This window comes from Thermalbibacter longus (assembly GCF_023806485.1).
Classification (GTDB): Bacteria; Chloroflexota; Chloroflexia; order Thermomicrobiales; family Thermomicrobiaceae; genus Thermalbibacter; species Thermalbibacter longus.
The window spans coordinates 1-16,727 of record NZ_JAMSLR010000003.1; the positions used below are offsets into that span (position 1 = coordinate 1).

The 16,727-nt window shown below is 67.9% G+C and carries 11 protein-coding genes, 2 tRNA genes and 1 CRISPR repeat array; of the genes, 4 read left to right on the top strand and 9 right to left on the bottom strand.

Translation table 11 applies throughout. The features are described from left to right. Window positions 1-2 precede the first annotated feature (2 nt). Window positions 3-900: a CRISPR direct-repeat array (repeat unit 30 nt; unit sequence GTTTCGACAGTACCTATGAGGGCTTGAAAC). 1,560 nt (window positions 901-2,460) lie between these two features. After that, window positions 2,461-2,544: transfer RNA gene (locus NET02_RS04930), tRNA-Ser, on the top strand. Between the two features lie 17 nt (window positions 2,545-2,561). After that, window positions 2,562-2,654 (top strand) — tRNA-Ser (locus tag NET02_RS04935). Window positions 2,655-2,938: 284 nt separating this feature from the next. Here the strand turns inward: NET02_RS04935 and NET02_RS04940 are convergent. From NET02_RS04940 to NET02_RS04975, 8 genes are all read right to left on the bottom strand, one after another. Then, window positions 2,939-3,472, bottom strand: a complete 534-nt coding sequence (locus NET02_RS04940) for a redoxin domain-containing protein (RefSeq protein ID WP_284056267.1) — start codon at window positions 3,470-3,472, stop codon at window positions 2,939-2,941. 62 nt (window positions 3,473-3,534) lie between these two features. Next, a complete protein-coding gene (locus tag NET02_RS04945; protein WP_284056268.1) occupies window positions 3,535-4,302 on the bottom strand; it encodes an E3 ubiquitin ligase family protein in 768 nt (255 codons plus the stop codon). An 89-nt stretch (window positions 4,303-4,391) separates the two neighbouring features. Continuing rightward, on the bottom strand, window positions 4,392-7,064 hold the full coding sequence (locus NET02_RS04950) for a putative bifunctional diguanylate cyclase/phosphodiesterase (RefSeq protein ID WP_284056269.1): 2,673 nt from the start codon (window positions 7,062-7,064) through the stop codon (window positions 4,392-4,394). 184 nt (window positions 7,065-7,248) lie between these two features. Continuing rightward, window positions 7,249-9,426, bottom strand: coding sequence for a penicillin-binding protein 2 (mrdA, locus tag NET02_RS04955; RefSeq protein ID WP_284056270.1), 2,178 nt, complete (start codon window positions 9,424-9,426; stop codon window positions 7,249-7,251). 168 nt (window positions 9,427-9,594) lie between these two features. Beyond that, window positions 9,595-10,566, bottom strand: coding sequence for a ribose-phosphate diphosphokinase (locus NET02_RS04960; RefSeq protein ID WP_284056271.1), 972 nt, complete (start codon window positions 10,564-10,566; stop codon window positions 9,595-9,597). Next, window positions 10,553-11,332 carry a ribonuclease III gene (gene rnc / locus NET02_RS04965; RefSeq protein ID WP_284056272.1) on the bottom strand — a complete coding sequence of 260 codons (780 nt, stop codon included), beginning with the start codon at window positions 11,330-11,332 and terminating at the stop codon, window positions 10,553-10,555. The genes NET02_RS04960 and rnc overlap by 14 nt, the downstream gene beginning before the upstream one ends. A gap of 4 nt (window positions 11,333-11,336) precedes the next feature. After that, window positions 11,337-11,774, bottom strand: a complete 438-nt coding sequence (locus NET02_RS04970; RefSeq protein ID WP_284056273.1) for a hypothetical protein — start codon at window positions 11,772-11,774, stop codon at window positions 11,337-11,339. Window positions 11,775-11,959: 185 nt separating this feature from the next. Next, a complete protein-coding gene (locus NET02_RS04975) occupies window positions 11,960-12,694 on the bottom strand; it encodes a PIG-L deacetylase family protein (RefSeq protein ID WP_284056274.1) in 735 nt (244 codons plus the stop codon). Window positions 12,695-12,938: 244 nt separating this feature from the next. On the opposite strand from NET02_RS04975, the gene NET02_RS04980 reads away from it, so the two are divergent. Both NET02_RS04980 and tcuA read left to right on the top strand, forming a co-directional pair. Continuing rightward, window positions 12,939-14,690 (top strand): trypsin-like serine peptidase, encoded by a 1,752-nt coding sequence (locus tag NET02_RS04980; RefSeq protein WP_284056275.1) that lies wholly within the window; start codon window positions 12,939-12,941, stop codon window positions 14,688-14,690. Window positions 14,691-14,786: 96 nt separating this feature from the next. Next, complete coding sequence (gene tcuA, locus NET02_RS04985) at window positions 14,787-16,292, top strand: FAD-dependent tricarballylate dehydrogenase TcuA (protein ID WP_284056276.1); 1,506 nt, start codon at window positions 14,787-14,789, stop codon at window positions 16,290-16,292. A gap of 99 nt (window positions 16,293-16,391) precedes the next feature. Here the strand turns inward: tcuA and NET02_RS04990 are convergent, their stop codons facing one another. Next, window positions 16,392-16,655 carry a hypothetical protein gene (locus NET02_RS04990; protein WP_284056277.1) on the bottom strand — a complete coding sequence of 88 codons (264 nt, stop codon included), beginning with the start codon at window positions 16,653-16,655 and terminating at the stop codon, window positions 16,392-16,394. Between the last annotated feature and the right edge of the window lie 72 nt (window positions 16,656-16,727).

The window sequence follows — 16,727 nt, forward strand, 5'->3', positions numbered from 1 at the left end:
TCGTTTCGACAGTACCTATGAGGGCTTGAAACGGGCGTCTCGGTCGCGTCGAGGACGATCACGACGGGTTTCGACAGTACCTATGAGGGCTTGAAACCGCTTCCACGGGCATCCGAAGGTCTGGGGGCGCGGCTGTTTCGACAGTACCTATGAGGGCTTGAAACTCGCAGCTCGAAAACGGCCGGAGAGAACCATCCCTGGAGTTTCGACAGTACCTATGAGGGCTTGAAACTGGCGATCTTGGTGAGCGTGTGGTAGGCTGGAGTCGCGTTTCGACAGTACCTATGAGGGCTTGAAACAAGGAACGGGCCGGACGTCTTTCCGGAAGGTTTGCCCGTTTCGACAGTACCTATGAGGGCTTGAAACTTTTGAAGCATTCCTGGTCAGCGACTTATCGAAAGACGTTTCGACAGTACCTATGAGGGCTTGAAACGGGCGTGGTCGTTAGCCAGAGCCGGTACACGTCCTTGTTTCGACAGTACCTATGAGGGCTTGAAACTCGAATGCGCCGATCGGCGGCGCAGGGAAACTGGACGGTTTCGACAGTACCTATGAGGGCTTGAAACCCGATGCCGCTCGGGCTCGGGATTGACCCGGCGACGTTTCGACAGTACCTATGAGGGCTTGAAACTGTCGACCCGCTCGCCGAGACGCGCGCGAGGAATCGTGTTTCGACAGTACCTATGAGGGCTTGAAACGGCCGTCCCGTCGCCCAGCCGCTGGCCGCCGATCACCGGTTTCGACAGTACCTATGAGGGCTTGAATCCTACCCACTCACACAAAGGTACGAATATGTCAGCAGGTTTCGACCGCACCTATGAGGGCTTGAAACTCGATCCTGCAAGTACTGCTCAAACATTGCTAGATCGGGTTTCGACAGTACCTATGAAGGCTTGAAACAACATGATGAAGGATGGGAACCATTGGGATCCGACTCTGTTTCGGCAGGACGGTGGAGGGCGTGGAGCTGACGAGGGAGACGGTTGCATCCAGCGCGAGTGGGGTTTCGCGAGTTCTCAGCAGGGCCCGTAACGCCGCCGTTCCAACCGTGAAAAGGGGCTGGCCATCGGTAGCGATCGTACCGATGCGGTCGTACAACCTCTTGCGCCGCTCGGAAGGTCGGACACTGCGCGATCTGTTCGACGGTCTCTGATCGGCCGGCAGTGGGCGTGGGCGGCACGCGGGTCTGCGTTGGCGCGGCTGGCACAGGCGAACCTCAGACCCTGGCATGTGCGGTCTATCAGTCGGACGGTAGCAGCTCGTGCGCCGCTGAGGTGAGGTGCGTTGTGAGTGAGAAGAATGCGTCAGTACCTCCGGTCAGCGTCTTCGCGGTTCTCGCAATCGTTTGCGGTCTTACGTTGTGGTGTGGAATCGATCCCATGCTCTTCGGGGCGCCGTCGCCGTTGACGTTCGTTGGCTTGGGTCTGATCGTGACCGGTGTCCTTGGTTGGAGACTCGCAGATCTGCGCGTTTGGGTGCGGTGGCTTATCGGTGTCTTGTGGTGTTCCTTCGGTCTCGGAGTGTTAATGCTTACCTATGCTGGTGAGTTAGCCGAATTATCCGTGCTCTCCTTGGTGCTCGCGGTCGTCTGGATCGTGCTTGGAGGACTTGTCTTCATCGGTCACGCAAAGGTGTTCTGGCTCGCGGTGATTTGGGCAGCACTGTCTCTAGGGGGTTCGGGAATCGCGCTGCTCGCGGGCGACCCTGAACGACTGGCGTCTGCGATGTATCGGTCTTTGATGCATGCTGCCGTCCTTCTCGGTTTGGTGTACAGTCGGCGAACGTTTGCGCGGACGTCGCCTGCACGTCCTTCTGAGCCCCCGAACCCATAGTCGAGTGTGGTACGAGCAGCATTGATGTTTCGGTTTCGGCCAGTACTAGCAGTTCGCTCCATAGCCTTAGCCGAAATGCCGAGCTGCTCGGTTCGATAGAAACTGTGGCGCGTTGAGAGTGGGAAGTTTCTGGTTCACTGCATTTGCGATGTCAAGGGACTGCCTTCCCACTACTGACCTCGTCTACACCCTGCCCGCCGCTACCCGCTGCACTGTCGCACAGGAGTGCGGTCATCCTCTGACCCGGAAGCGGGCGGTGGTTGCTCGGCGCTTGACCTGCTCAATCTGCCCGGCTCGCGGCGTACACTGGCGTCACCGTACCGCCTCGCTCGCCGTCGCCTCGCTCATGAGCCCGGCCGTGATGGCTCCCGCCGTGGTTTGTGTCCTCTTGAGCCAAGAGAGGAGGTCTAGCCCTTGTCCCGTTTCTCGTTTTCGGTCGGCTTCTGAGCGAAGCCGTCACTGAGGTTATCGCTCTGAACGCGTAGTGATCAGGATCTGGGGCGTGTCGCGGACTCGGGCGAGCGACGCACCTCGCGCGCCGGCATAGTCAAGCGTCTACCGAGAGTGCTATACTCTGCCTACGGGCCTCACGACGACAGCCTCGCTCGTGGCGAGTTCGTGGGTGCGCGGAGAGGTGGCCGAGTGGTTGAAGGCGGCTGTCTTGAAAACAGCAGGGCGATGAGCCCCGGGGGTTCGAATCCCTCCCTCTCCGCCGCGGTGGCCCAGCACGGGAAGGTGCCTGAGAGGTCGAAAGGGGTCGCCTGCTAAGCGATTGGGGCTGGCGTAAACCGGCCCCCGTGGGTTCGAATCCCACCCTTCCCGCCCTCGATGCCCCACCGTGCCCGTGGGGCGCAATCCTGAGAAGGACTCCCCCGCCAGCGATACTGCCAGCGGGGGAGATACCTTTTCTGGCCTGCCCTGCGTCGCGACTCTCCCGCTCCGGATCACGCAACGCCGCTGGCCTACGCTCACGCTCCGGTCGCGCGGAGTCCTGTCGAGGCTCCTGAGCAGCCAGCCGCGCCGTGAAGCGCCCCCTCGCGCTGGGTTTGAGCCCAGGCGCGGTGCCGGCTGGCAGCGGAACTCGCCGCGCCACTCCTCGTGCTGGCCTAGCGTCCCCTGGGCGCCTGCGCGCGGTCGACCCAGCACTCCGAGCACTCGTACGACACGAACTCGAGCCAGCCCCGGATCTCCTCCGGATCCAGCAGCCGGTGTGCCTCGTCTGCTAAATCCACCTCGTAGACCGTGCCGGTGCGGTCGGCAATGACCACTCCGGCCAGCGGGCGGCCGTCGCTCGCCGCCAGGCCGTAGCGCTCGTGGATCTCCACGTCGTCGGCCAACGCTACCGGGAACGGCAATGTCGCCAGGTTGCCCAGCGCCACCTCCGGCCCGAGCGGCAGCACCGCCACGACCTCCCCGGCCTCGGCGCGGATCGCCTCGATCCGCTCGGCGATCGCCCGGAGGTAGTCCTGGCAGGCCGCGCAGGGCCAGCGGTGAGTGAAGACCAGCGCCAGGATCCGCCGCAGGTAGTAGCGCCGCGTGCTGACTGTCTCACCGTCGGCTGCCGGTGCCGTGAAGTCCGGGATCCGGTCGCCACGCTCGATAGGCGGTCGCCTCCGCGTGCCGGTCGGCGTGCTGCTCATGGCCTGCTCCTCGCCTCGTAGCGCGCTCCGCCGGGAGCGTCGCGCTGCGCTGCGTCGCCATCTCAGAACAAGGATGCCAGCGTCCTTACCGCGGCGGCAGAGAGCATCCAGGCGCCCACCAGAAAGCTCACGGTCGCGCTGGCCACGAGCAGGTACGATCTCTTCCAGAGATCCCTGGCCAACTCCTCTTCCGAGCGCGCGCTGATCAGGAATCGGCGCAGCCGGCTGCCTTCGGGCGGCGGCCCGATCGTCCCGTCGTCCTGGAGTACTCCCAGGACGTACACCGGCTGGTCGACTAGCACCGCGTGCTCCACCTTCCGGAACCCCAGTGTGCGACTGTCGCCACCGAACTCGATCGAGATGCCGCCGACCGTGATCGAGCCGGCCGGCACGCCAGCATACGGCTCGAACCGATCCACCAGCTTGCGGGCATCGATCTCCGCGTCGAAGGGGTTCACGGTGACCTGGCCGGTCGCGTCCTCGAGCTGGAAGGCGATGCGCTGCTCGTTCTCCGAAATCTTCTCGGAACGGCGTTGCCGAAAGCTGCTCCCCTTTCCGTCCCCGCTGGCCGGCACGTATTCCCGCGTCGTCACCGAGTGGTAGTAGACGCAGGGGCGCCCGGTGATCTCGCTCGTCAGCGGCGTCGCGCAGCGGACGATCCCTTTCAGTTCGACGACCTCGCCAGGCAAGCGGTCGGCGAGCTCGGCGACGGTGCATGGGCTCACCAGTTTGACGAGCCCGATCGTCTGCCGGGTTCTCAGGTACTCCTTGACGCAGAGCGCTCCGATGGCCAGGGACAGAACGCCACCGAGCGCGAGTATGACGGCCACCCTGCCCGACCCTCCCCGGACTCCGCTGGAGTCTCGGCGGGACGACTTGTCTGGCAGCATCCGGAGGATACGGTTCCCGGGCGGCGCCGTCAATCGGGCTGAACCAGCGGGAGCGGCCCGATCAGGTTTCGATGCTCGACGTCCTGCGCCAGGGCCAGGGCAGCCGCGCTGTCGGCGGTCGGGCCGAATAGCTCTCCCTGCGCCAGCCTGCAGCCGAACCGAGCGAGCGCCGCGCACTGCTCGCGCGTGCTCACGCCCTGGGCGAGCGTGGCGATCCCCAGCTCCTCAGCCAGCCGAACCAGTGCCCGCACGATCGCGGGTACTAGCGGGCCCTCGTCGAGCGCGGAGACCAGCGCCGGGGCGATGGTGATGCCGCTCACTGGAAGCCCCGTCAGGAGGGCGAGCGGAGCGCCAGCGAGCTCGTACCCGCCGGCGAAGAGCGGCACCCCGCGTGCCTGGAGGGTCTGGAGGGTTTCGATGCCCCCCGCCGTCGCTGTCGAGAGCGCCGGCCCGTGCAGCGCGAGGATCAGGCGCTCGGGCGGGATCCCGGCGCCGCCGAGCAGCCGGTCGAGCTCGTCAGCCAGCTCGGGGCGAATCTGCTCGCTGCTGGCGAGTTCCAGCACCAGGGCAGGCATCGCGGGCAGGCGCGCGCCCGCTTCTGCCAGCCAGTCGATCGCCTCCCGGAGCGCCCACCGGGTGATCGGGACGACGATCCCGGCGTCCTCGGCCAGCGGGACGATCTCCTCGGCCGGGACGATGCGCGACCCCGCGCTCTCCCAGCCGATCTCCGTGCCGAAGCCGAAGAGCCGTCCCGAGGCCAGCTCGACGACTGGCCGGAAACGGAGCGAGAGCTGCTCCTGCTCGAAGGCCTCGCGGAGCTGCGCTTCCAGCCGCGCTCGGGTGACGGTCTCCCGGTACATCGAGGGCTCGAAGACGACTGCCCGGCCGCGCCCGAGCGCCTTCGCCCGGTAGAGCGCGATGTCGGCGTCGCGGAGCAGGGTGTCGGGATCGAAGTGACCCGGCTCGCCGATGGCGATACCGGTGCTCGGCCGGATCGTAGCGGCGTGCCCGTCGATCCGGATCGGCCGCTCTAGCTCGCGCGCGATCCGCTCGGCCAGGGCCAGGGCCGCGCGCTCATCGGCCCCCTGGGCGACGATCACGAACTCGTCACCTCCGAGCCGGGCGACCAGATCGGACGAGCGGAGGCTCCGGGACAGCCGGTGGCTCACTTCCACCAGCAGCCGGTCGCCGGCCGGGTGGCCGAACGTGTCGTTGACCTGCTTGAACCCATCGAGGTCGAGCAAGAGCAGCGCGAACGGCCGGGTCGAGCGGGGAGCGTCGCCCCCGGTGTCCGCGAGCCTGGCCAGGTGCTGGAGCAGGTAGGCCCGGTTGGGGAGGCCGGTGAGCGGATCGTGCAAAGCCAGGTGGCGGAGCTGGGACTCCATCTGCGTGCGCTCGGTGATGTCCAGGGCGATGCCGATGACGCCGGCGACCTCGCCGGCGAGGTCGCGCAGTGGCTCGAGACGCAAGGTGTAGTCGCGGCCGCCGTAGCTCAGCTCGAACTCTTGCGGCGTGCCAGCGAGCGCGAGCTGGTAGCGCTCGAGCAAGAACGCCCGCTCGGCGTCGTCCTCGGCGATGCTGACGACGGCCTTGCCCAGCAGCGACGAGTCGTCCATTCCCAGGGCGCTCAGGCCGGCACCGCTGGCTGAGGTAAAGCGGAGGTCGCGGTCGGTCGTCCACACGATGGCGGGCACCTGTTCGAGGACGAGCCGCAAGCGCGCCTCGCGCTCAGCCAGCATTGTTTGAACCTGACGGCGCTCGTCGATCTCGTCCTGGAGCTGGCGGTTGGCGAGCCTTGCCTGCTCGGCCGCCTCCGCCGCCCGGCGGGTCTGCCACAGCGCAACGGTAAGCAGCCCGGCGGTCGCCACTCCGAAGGCGAGCGCCATCTCGGGCAGTGGGGTCGATGCACCCGGGACGGCATCAGGCGCAAGACGGATTCGCGTGCTCTCTTCCTGCGCCCACAACGCGCCCGCGATCGCGATCGAGAGCCAGATGCCCAGCAGCAGAGTGACCGGGGGCAGCCAGCGTGGCCAGGGATAGCCGGCCCGGCGCTCAGCATTCCAGGCCAGGAGCAGCAAGCCCAGGCCGGCCGCTGCCGCCCCTGCACAGCGGAGCGACAGGGCGAGATTGTCGCTGAACTCTGCCACTAGCAGCCGTTGCTCCGCCGGAGCGAGCGCCAACGCCGCGAAGCTGCCGCCGATGACCCATTCCGGGAAGTCGAGCGCCAGCGCGAGGGCCAGGTTCGCCGGGATGAACGTCACGATGGCGCCACTGACGCACAGCAGCGCGAGCCGGAGCCTGCTCGTGGTGCGCTCCTCGGCCAGCAGGAGCCCGAGCCCAGCGAGGCCGACGACGGCTCGGGACTGGAGCGAGGGGGCCCAGAGCCAAGCCAGGCTGAACGGCGTCGGCGAGGCGACGGACAGGCTCCAGATCTCCGCTAGCACGGCGAGGCAGCCGAGAACTGCCGTGGCTATCCCGATCTTCCTGGCCTCCTGCCAGCGATCCCGGATGGCGTAGCTCAGCCCGATCGCGAAGAGCGCGAGTCCCAGCCCCGATGAGGGGAACATCGCCCAGCCGGCCTCGCCAGGCGCGTGCGTGACCCGCATAGCGAACAGCGTCACCCCGCTCGCGAAGGTGACGAGGGCGAGGAAAGCGCCGAGTACCGCATGACCGCTCGGCCGGTGAGCAGTGGTGGTCGACATAGGCGCTGGTCTCCGGGACGCGAGGCGCTCGCCCATCGGACTGAGAGTCCCCACGCGTGTAACAGCAGCGTGTTTTACGCCGTCATCGAGCCTACGGAGACGCGCGCTTGCGGTCGATGGCCGAGAAGTACTGAAACGGTCGAGGATCACGCAAGGACTACAGTCATGGCGACGGATAGGAGGGTCAGGGTATGAGCCCGCTTCGCACGGCCGCGTCGATGACCTGGCGGGCGATCGGCGCAGCCGTGCGTGAGCCCTCGCCGCCGTGCTCGACCATCACCGTGAGCGCCAGGCGGGCGCTGTCGACCGGGCTGAAGGCCGTGAACCAGGCGTGCGGCTGCTCCTGACCGGACTCGGCGGTGCCTGTCTTGCCGGCCACCGGTTGGGCTACACCCTGAAACGCGGCGGTGGCCGTGCCGTTGGGGGCGGACGTCACGTCGCGCATGGCCGAGCGGATCGCTGCCTGGATCTCCGGCGAGATGGGGAGCGTGCCGCGCGACTTGGGTTCAGCAGTGTAGAGCTTCGTGCCGTCGATCGCTACTACTTCCTGCACCAGGTAGGGCTGCCACAGCGTGCCGCCGTTCGCCAGCGCCGCGTAGGCGTCGACCACTTGGAGCGGCGTGGCCAGGAAGAAGCCCTGGCCGATCGAGAGGTTGACCGCGTCGCCGCGAGCCCAGTAGTCCCCGTGCGTGCGGAGCTTCCACTCTGGGTCGGGCACGATCCCCGCGACCTCTGGGAGCTCCGGGACGCCGGTCTCCGAGCCGAAGCCGAAGGCGCGGGCCATCTGGGGCAGCAGGTTCGGTTCCCGGCTGTCGAGCTCGGCCCCGATCTGGAAGAAGACGGTATTGCAGGACTGCACCAGCGCGTTGTGCAGGCTCAGCCTCCCCTGCCCGCGGGGGTTCCAGTCGCGCCAGACCTGCGAGCTTCCCGGCAGCGAAAACGTCGCCGGGCAATCGAAAACGGACTGTGCCGTCAGCCCGAGGTGTTGCATCCCGGCAGCCATCGTGACGACTTTGAAGGTCGAGCCGATCGGGTAGCCGACCTGAGTAGCCCGGTTCAGCAGCGGCCGCCGCTGCTCGTCGTTGATCGCTGCCCAGCTCTCCTCGGTATGGCCGAGGATGAACTGGTTGGGGTCGAAGGTCGGGTTGCTCACCATCGCCAGGATGGCACCGCTGTTCGGGTCGAGGACGACGATGCTCCCGGTGCGGTCGCCGAGTGCCTGGTAGGCGGCCATCTGGAGGTCGAGGTCGATGGTGGTGACGACATCGGCTGCCGGCTCGCTGGGCACCTCGGCCAGCACTCTGCGCTCCTGGCCGTCGGGCCCGACGATGACCAGCCGGCCGCCGCGCTTGCCGCGCAGGTACTGCTCTCCCCAGGCCTCGATCCCGGCGCGGCCGATCCGGTCGCCCGGCTCGTAGCCGCGCTCGGCGAGTTGCTGCAGCTCGTCGCCGGTGATCTCGGTCAGGTAGCCGGTCACGTGCGCGGCTGCTGGCCCGGCCGGATAGACCCGCTCTGGCCACTGGCGGACGACCACGCCGGGGATGCCGGCCAGTTCCTGAAGCACGGCCGGATCGATCGGGTCGGGCAGGCTCTTGATCGGCATGAACCAGTCGGGCTGGCCGCCCTGGTAGCGCTGCTTGATCGTCTCCGGGGGCAGTTGGAGGAGCCGGCTCAACGTGTCGAGCAGGGCCTGCTCGTCCTGGATCTGGCCGGGGATGACGCCCACCTTGTTGACCGTGCCCAGGTGGGCCAGTGGCCGTCCCTTGCGGTCGAGGATGCGGCCTCGCTGGGGTACCGAAGGAATCCAGCGGACGAAGCCGTCGGCCAGGTCGGCGACGATCACCGAGGGCGTCCAGTCGATCCAGTACTCCCCGTCTTGCTCGACGACCGGGATGGCGTTGTCTTCGGTGAGCGTCCCCACCCGGTCGGTCTGGCGCACGATGTGAACCGGGATGCGCGTGGCGCCCTCGGGGGCCTGGCCGATCGTCACCTCGATCGAGCGCTGGCCCATCTCCTCGGCGATCCCCTCGTAGCGCGCGACGAAGTCTTCCTCGCTGATGTGCGCTTTCGAGGCCTCGGAGAGCAGGTCGTACATGCTGGCGTAGTCGCCGCGCGTCCAGCGCTCGACGAAGGCCTCGACCACATCGCGAGGCGAGCGGAAGCTCGGCGTCGGGCTGGCGGTGGCCTGCGGGCCGGTGGTGGCCTCTGGCCCACTCGCTTGCTGGCTGGCCTGGCCGAGGCGATCGGCCAGCACGAAGAAGCCGATGGAGAGCACCACCAGGACGAGCGTGCCGATGAAGAGCGTGGAGACGGTATTACGTCGCTGCGGCCGCCGGGAATAGGGAGAGCGATACCCTGGCACCGGCCGGCGTCTCCTGTCCCTGAGCGATTCCGATCCGTCGGTCGACCCGTTCGTCAATCGGCGCGCGGCAGGGATCTCGCGCTGGAGCCTCTCACCCGATCGCGCCGGCTCACCGTTGGGCACAATGCTGGCACGCGGCTGGACGAAACGTCAAGCGCGGCGTGCCCCTCACCGCATCGGCAGCCGGCCGGCGCTGCGATACGCCAGGCTGACGCTGGCGCCGGTGTGGATCCGCTGGATCGACTCGCCGAGCAGCGGCGCCACCGAGAGGACGGTGATCTTGTCGATGCGCTTGTGGGGCGGCAGTGGGATGGTGTCGGTGACCACGACCTCCTGGATCGGGCTGGTAAGCAGGCGTTCGATGGCCGGGCCGCTGAGCACCGGGTGCGTGCAGGCGGCGTAGATCGCCCGTGCGCCCCGCGCCATGCAGAGCTGGGCCGCCTGGGTGATCGAGCTGGCGGTATCGATCTCGTCGTCGATCAGGATGACCGAGGCGTCTTCGACGCTGCCGATGAGGTTGAGCGTCTCGGTGCGCTCGTCGTTGCCGAGCCGGCGCTTCTCGATGATCGCCAGAGGAGCGTTCAGCTCCTCGGCGAAGTTCCGGGCACGCTTGGTGCTGCCGAGATCGGGCGAGACGACCACGGGGTTCTCCAGCGCCTTCTCCTGGAAGTAGCGGGCGAGAATGGGGAGAGCGGTCATCTCGTCGACCGGGATGTTGAAGAAGCCCTGGATCTGGCCGGCGTGGAGGTCGACGGTCAGGATCCGATCGGCGCCCGCGACGGTGATCATGTCGGCGATGAGCCGGGCGGTGATCGGTACCCGTGGCTGGTCTTTCTTGTCGGTGCGGCCGTAGCTGTAGTAGGGGATCACCGCGGTGATCCGCCCGGCCGAGGCGCGCTTCAGCGCGTCGATGATGATCAGGAGCTCCATGATGCTCTCGTTGACCGGGCTGGAGAACGACTGGATGACGAAGACGTCGTTCTCCCGCACGCTCTCGCCGACGCGGACGAAGATGTTCTCGTTGGAGAACTTGAAGACCTCGATGCGACCAGGCGGGATATCGATGTAGGCGCAGATCGCGCGCGTGAGCTCCGGGTTGGAGTTCCCGCCGAAGATGGTGAGCTGATCATAGAGCCCCATGATCTCGATCGACCCCCTCCGCCATCAACCGCTCGATCGCCCGGCGCGCCGCCTCCTGCTCGGCGGCACGCTTGCTCGGCCCGTGGCCGACACCCAAAGGCCGCTCGCCGATCAGAACCTCCGCCGTGAAGGTCCGCTGGTGAGCCGGTCCGGATACCGCAATGGTCCGATACACCGGTGTGATGTGCAAGCGCTCCTGGGTGAGCTCTTGTAACCGGCCCTTGTAGTTCGCTTCCTGGTGGACGCTGATTCGCTCGTCTGCCTCGGCTTCCAGCAGGCGAATCAGGAAGCGGCGAGCCACGCCGATCCCGCGATCCAGGTAGATCGCTCCCAGCACCGCCTCGAAGGCACCGGCCAGAATCCGCTCGCTGACCGGCCGGCCAGGCTCGGGCTGCTCACCGCGCCCGAGGTAGAGGACGTCGTCCAGGCCGAGCTGGCGGGCCCAGCGTGCCAGCGTCTGGGTGCGCACCAGTGCCGTGCGATAGGCAGTCAGCTCGCCTTCCGGCGCGTCCGGATAGCGACGAAAGAGGAACTCGGCGACGAGCAGGCTCAGCACGGCGTCGCCGAGGAACTCCAAGCGCTCGTTGGACTGTCGAACCGCATCGCGGAGGTGCGGGCTGAGCTCGTTGACGTAGGAGAGGTGTGTGAGCGACTGGCGGAGCAGCTCCAGGTTGCGGAACCGCACGCCGATCCGTCCTGCCGCTTGCTGGAGGCGAGTGTCTGGCTGCTGCCAGGCCTCTCGGGCTTTGGCCAGGGAGGTCATCATCTCGTCACGTCGTCGGCTTCAGCAGCGCGTCGAGATCGACGTTGGCCTCGTGCGCCAGCGCGGCCAGCCTGGCCCAGTTGATGGTTATGATGTAGGTATAGTGCATCGGTTCAGTCTCCCGGGTCATCGAGTGCGCCAGCCCTGGGCCGACCAGGAAGTGGATGAGCGCCTCGGCGATCTGGTTCTCTTCGGGATCTCGATCGTCCAGCGAGATGGCGTTCCCTCCAGCGCGGTAGGCGGCGTAGGCGCGGTGCAGGCCACGCTGGAAGGGGCGGGCCAGTCGATCGGCCAGCGCCCGCTCCTTGCGCATGACCCGCCGCTGCCCGGCAATGATCTCCTCAGCCGTCTCGGCAGCGGCGCTGCGCTCGACGTCCTTAGCCTCCTCGAGCCCGGTGTAGTGCTCGGCGATGTAGTGCAGGAGTCGTTGCACCTCGTCAGCCACGGGTATCCTCGCTCAGCTTTTCCGGAGCAACTCTTCCCGCTCCCGCTCTGCGACTGCCCTGTACTACCACGCTCCCAGCTTCACCTGTCGCCGGCGCTCGAGCCACAGGCATCTCGCCCGGGAGTCACCGCTCCAGGCGACGCAATTGTCGCACAGCCGGGCGGGCACTGTCTGGCTCGACGGTCTCACCAGTGGACGATGCGGTGGAACTCCTCGGCGTACTCCATGCCGTGCTTGACTCCGCGCTCGGCGGCCGCAGTGCGGATCATCCGCTCGATCTCGCCGAACCGGTCGCCGAGCTGGCTGCGGTGGGCGCGGAGCGCCTCGATCTTGCGGTCGAGCGTGCTGGTGATGTCCACGGCGTAGTTCAGGGTTGGTGCTCCGATGACGTAGATCTCTGAGACCCGGTGCGGCGCAAGCCCTTCCGCCAGCAGTTCCGGGAAGTCCCAGGGGTTTTGCGCTGCCGGGTAGAGCGCCGCCAGGGCGGCCTGCCCAGCGGCCAGGTGATCGGGGTGTTGCCGGCGCAGGACATAGCTGGGGACCCAGACGCGGTCGGGCGAGGGGATGATGACGCGAGCCGGGCGGTACTGCCGGACGACTCGCACGATGTCGCGCCGCAGTTCGAGGGTCGGCTGCAGTGATCCGTCGGGGTAGTCGAGGAAGAGCACCTCCTTCACTCCCAGCACGTCGGCAGCGGCTCGCTGCTCGGCCTTACGCTGCCGGCTGATCGCCTGCCGGGCGGCCGGCCCGACGTCCATCGCGTCATCGGGGCCGCCGCCTGACCCGTCGGTGAGGATGACGTAGGTGACGTGCCAGCCCTCGTCTGACCAGCGAGCGACCGTCCCGGCGCAGCCGAACTCCGCGTCGTCCGGATGCGCGACGATGACCATGGCTCGCTGAGTCTCCGGCTCCTGAGGCATCGTTCGCTCCTTCTCCGGTCGTCCTGACCCGGCGCTGGGCAGTATCCTACGGCGCGCAGCGTCCCGGCAGGAGCGCGGGTTGAGTGCGCGAGTGCCAGATGCTCGATGCCAGTAGAGCGGGAACCGCTACCTTCCTGCCGTGCTGCCGATACTATACGAGGGGCGGCACCGCGCTGCACCGAGGGAAGGGAGGCCGGCGCCCAGCGAAGGCGCTGGCCGGTCTGGGATGTGAGAGGAGTCATCCGTGCGACAGACTGCCATGACGGGCCGGCGGCTCTCCTGGTGGCTGGCTATCCTTGCGCTCCTGCTGAGCGCGCTGGCTTCGACTGCCGAGCCTGGGGGCGTGCCGGCGGCCGCTTCGGGTGGTCCTGCGGCCGGCTTTGCCCCGGTCGCGCACCGTCCCGCGAACCAGGCAGGGGTGGCACCTCGACGACAGAGCGCGGCTGAGCCGGTGGCCGGCTACCAGCGCGTCTTTCCTCCCGATGACCGCGTCCAGCAGTCCCCGACGACAGCCTTTCCCTCCTCGGCGGTGGTCCTCGTAGCCGGCCGGATCGTGGACGATCTTTGGGTTGTCTGTAGCGGCGCGCTGATCGGCCCGGACGTCGTCCTGACGGCAGCTCACTGTCTCTATGACCATGAGGAAGGAGGCTGGGTCGAAGAGCTCGCGGTCGTGCCGGGCGCTGACGGCGAGACCTGGCCCTACGGCTACGAGGTCGCGGCCAGCGTGGTCGTCCCAGCGGGATGGGTGGAGCTCGGGGGCCCCGAGTTCGACCTCGGGGTGGTCGCGCTCGCATCTCCGATCGGCGAGCAAGCCGGCTGGCTTCCGGTCGGGGCGCTCTCGAGCGAGGAGCTCGCGGACCCGGGCTTCTCCTATACGGTCGCCGGCTACCCCGGGGACAAGCCGGAGGGGACGCAGTGGTGGGCCGGTGGGACCGGATTTCTCCGCGTGACCGATGACTTCCTCTTCATGGATGCTGACGCCTACCAGGGAATGAGCGGCGGGCCCGTCTGGCGCTCCTCCGATCAAGTTATCGTCGGCGTGGTGTCGCACGAGCGCGCGGCGGCGAACGTCGCCCGGCGTATCGATGAAGACACGCTGGCCTTCCTCGAGGACGTCTGCGCCGACGCCGGCTGCACGATCGGCCGTGAGCGCGCAGAGGCTCCGCAACCGGAGCAACCCGGGCAGCCCGAGCAGCCGGAGCAGCCTGAGCCCGGCCAGCCGCCAGTGGCTGGCCCGCAGCCGGTCTTCACCGTCCTCGAACCTGCCCGGTACGGCCGCGTCGCTCCAGGGTCGGTGACGGTGCGCGCAGTCGCGGTATCGGACACGCCTGTCGTCGAACTGGTCGTCCGGGTAGCCGGGCAGGAGTTCGCGGCGCAGTCGGGCGAGCTCGCGGCGAGTCTTGCGCTCGGCCCCGGGTTGTACACTGTCGAGGCGCTTGCCCGCGATCAGCAGGGCGACACGCTCCGGATTCTCTGGGATTTCGTGGTGAGCGACGACCCAGGCGAGTCCGTCTGGTTCGACGGGAACGGGCAGCCGAAAGCCGAGCGGATCAACGCGACGCTGCGTGCCCTCGTAGAGGCCTTCCGCTGGCATCTCTACGGTATGAGCTGGGACGGCGTCGACCATCGGGCCGACATGCCCACTCATGCCGAGGAGATCGTCCCTGGCGAGCCAGTGCCGGTCTGGGTGAGCGAGGCCGGCTTCGACCAGGCGGCTACCGAGGCGACGCTGCGCAGCCTCGTCGAGTCCTTCCGCTGGCACTTCTGGGGAATCTCCTGGGATGGCAACCCGCACGGCGACGTGCCGACCCATGCCGAACAGGTACTACCACCGGAGCCGGTCGGCCCCTGGTTCACGCCGGAGGGCCAGCCGATCCGCGAGAATATCGAGGCGACGCTGCGCGCGTTGAACGAGGCCTTCCGCTGGCATCTCTTCGGCGCTACCTGGGACGGTTACCCGCACGCTGAACTGCCGACGCATGCTGGCATGGAGTAGCGCTGGCGGTACCCGGCCAATTGAGCTCGACCCCGAGGGCGTTGTCCGGTTACCCTGGAAGCACTGTGCGGGCCGCCTCTGAACGGGAGGAAAGCGGTGAACGCAGCGGCATACGACGCCATCGTCGTCGGCTCGGGCAACGCCGGCTTCTGCGCTGCCCACGCAGCCCGGGAGTGCGGTGCCAGGGTGCTCCTGGTCGAGAAGGCGCCGCGAGAGTGGGCCGGCGGCAACAGCGCCTTCACTGCCGGTGCCATCCGCACGACTTACCACAGCCTCGACGACCTCCGCCCCCTCCTTGCCGATCCTGGAGATGAGCGCCTCGAGCGCACCGAGCTGCCGCCGTATACCCCGGACGACTTCCTGGCCGACCTGCGCCGAGTCACCGAGGGGCGCTGCGACCCCGAGCTGAGCGAGATTCTCGTGCACGACATCGCCGGGACGGTTCGCTGGCTCTACGATCTCGGCCTGCGCTACGTCCTGCTCTACGAGCGCCAGGCGTATCTCTCCGGCGGTCGGTACCGCTTCTGGGGCGGGCTGGTGCTCGGGGCTGCCGGCGAGGGTGTTGGACTTATCGAGGCGCACGCCAGGATCGCCGAGCGGAACGGGGTGGAGATCCGCTACGAGACGGCGGCAGTCGACCTGCTGCTCGAAGACGGGCACCCTGCGGGTCTCGTGTGTGTCACTCCTGCGGGGAGAGAGGAGATCCGAGCCGGCGCGGTGGTGCTGGCGGCCGGCGGCTTCGAAGCCGATCCACGGTTGCGGGCCATGTACCTCGGATCTGGCTGGGATCTGGCCAGGGTGCGGGGCACGCCCTACAACACCGGAGAGGCGCTCCAAGCAGCGCTCGCACTCGGGGCACAGCCGGCCGGGCACTGGAGCGGCTGCCACAGCATCGCCTGGGACGCCCAGTCGCCACCGCACGGCGACCGGACGGTGCGGCACCGCTACTCGCGACAGTCCTACCCGCTAGGGATCGTGGTGAACCGGCATGGCCAGCGCTTCCTCGACGAGGGAGCAGACTTCCGCAACTACACCTACGCCCGCTACGGGGCCGAGATCCTCAAGCAGCCAGGGGCCCTGGCCTGGCAGATCTTCGATGCCAAGACGGCGCCGCTCTTGCAGGCGGACTACCGGGGGCCAGAGGTCACGCGGGTCGAGGCTGGCAGCCTGCGCGAGCTGGCCGAGCGTGCCGGGATCGACCCCGAGGGGCTGGAGCGGACAGTGGAGGCGTTCAACGCGGCGGTGCAGCCCGGCGCGTTCGACCCGGCGGTGAAGGACGGCAAGCGGACAGCCGGGATCGTGCCGCCGAAGAGCAACTGGGCGCTGCCGCTCGACACGCCGCCCTACCTGGCGTTCCCGGTGACCTGCGGGATCACCTTCACGTACGGAGGTCTGCGGATCGACGGCGCGGCTCGGGTACTCGACCGGTCGGGCCGGCCGATCCCCGGGCTGTTCGCGGCGGGCGAGCTGGTAGGCGGGCTGTTCTACCACAACTACCCTGGTGGTAGCGGGCTGGCGGCCGGGGCGGTCTTCGGCCGCCAGGCCGGGCGGTCGGCGGCCGAGTTTGCTCGCCAGCGCGCGTATCGCCCAGCACGGGTCTGAGGAGGCCAGCTCGCGGGCGTCTCTTTCGAAGGCGGAATGGCATCGGTGCCAGCGCGGCCAGGAGCGGGCCACTACCGGACGGTTGCCTCGCTCGTCGGGCTAGCCGTCGTCACCCAGGACTGTACAAGTCGCCGCGTTGAAGCCGCCGTCGCCAAGCGTGAGCGGCGCGCTACCCACGTTGCGCGGGATCAGGCCGCTGATCGGCCCGCCGTTGGCTGCGGCGGCCGAGGTGCCGTTGGTCGCGTTGGCGCCGGTGAGAGCTCTATCGACCGGCACGCAGCGGAGCGGCATGATGCCGTGGTGATGGGCCGAAGCCGGCGCGGCCAGCGCGAGTGCCAGCAGCGGGGGGAGACATTTGCTCATTGTGGTCTCTCTCCCGGCGGAGATGGTCGACGCTCTTGGCCAACAGAACGCGTGGGGCAGGCTACCGGGCTG

Bases quoted from the DNA above. Each gene is read 5' to 3' on its own strand.
- NET02_RS04975 (WP_284056274.1), bottom strand. From the start codon at position 12,694: ATGCCTCAGGAGCCGGAGACTCAGCGAGCCATGGTCATCGTCGCGCAT.
- NET02_RS04990 (WP_284056277.1), bottom strand. From the start codon at position 16,655: ATGAGCAAATGTCTCCCCCCGCTGCTGGCACTCGCGCTGGCCGCGCCG.
- NET02_RS04960 (WP_284056271.1), bottom strand. From the start codon at position 10,566: ATGGGGCTCTATGATCAGCTCACCATCTTCGGCGGGAACTCCAACCCG.
- rnc (WP_284056272.1), bottom strand. From the start codon at position 11,332: ATGATGACCTCCCTGGCCAAAGCCCGAGAGGCCTGGCAGCAGCCAGAC.
- NET02_RS04940 (WP_284056267.1), bottom strand. From the start codon at position 3,472: ATGAGCAGCACGCCGACCGGCACGCGGAGGCGACCGCCTATCGAGCGT.
- NET02_RS04950 (WP_284056269.1), bottom strand. From the start codon at position 7,064: ATGTCGACCACCACTGCTCACCGGCCGAGCGGTCATGCGGTACTCGGC.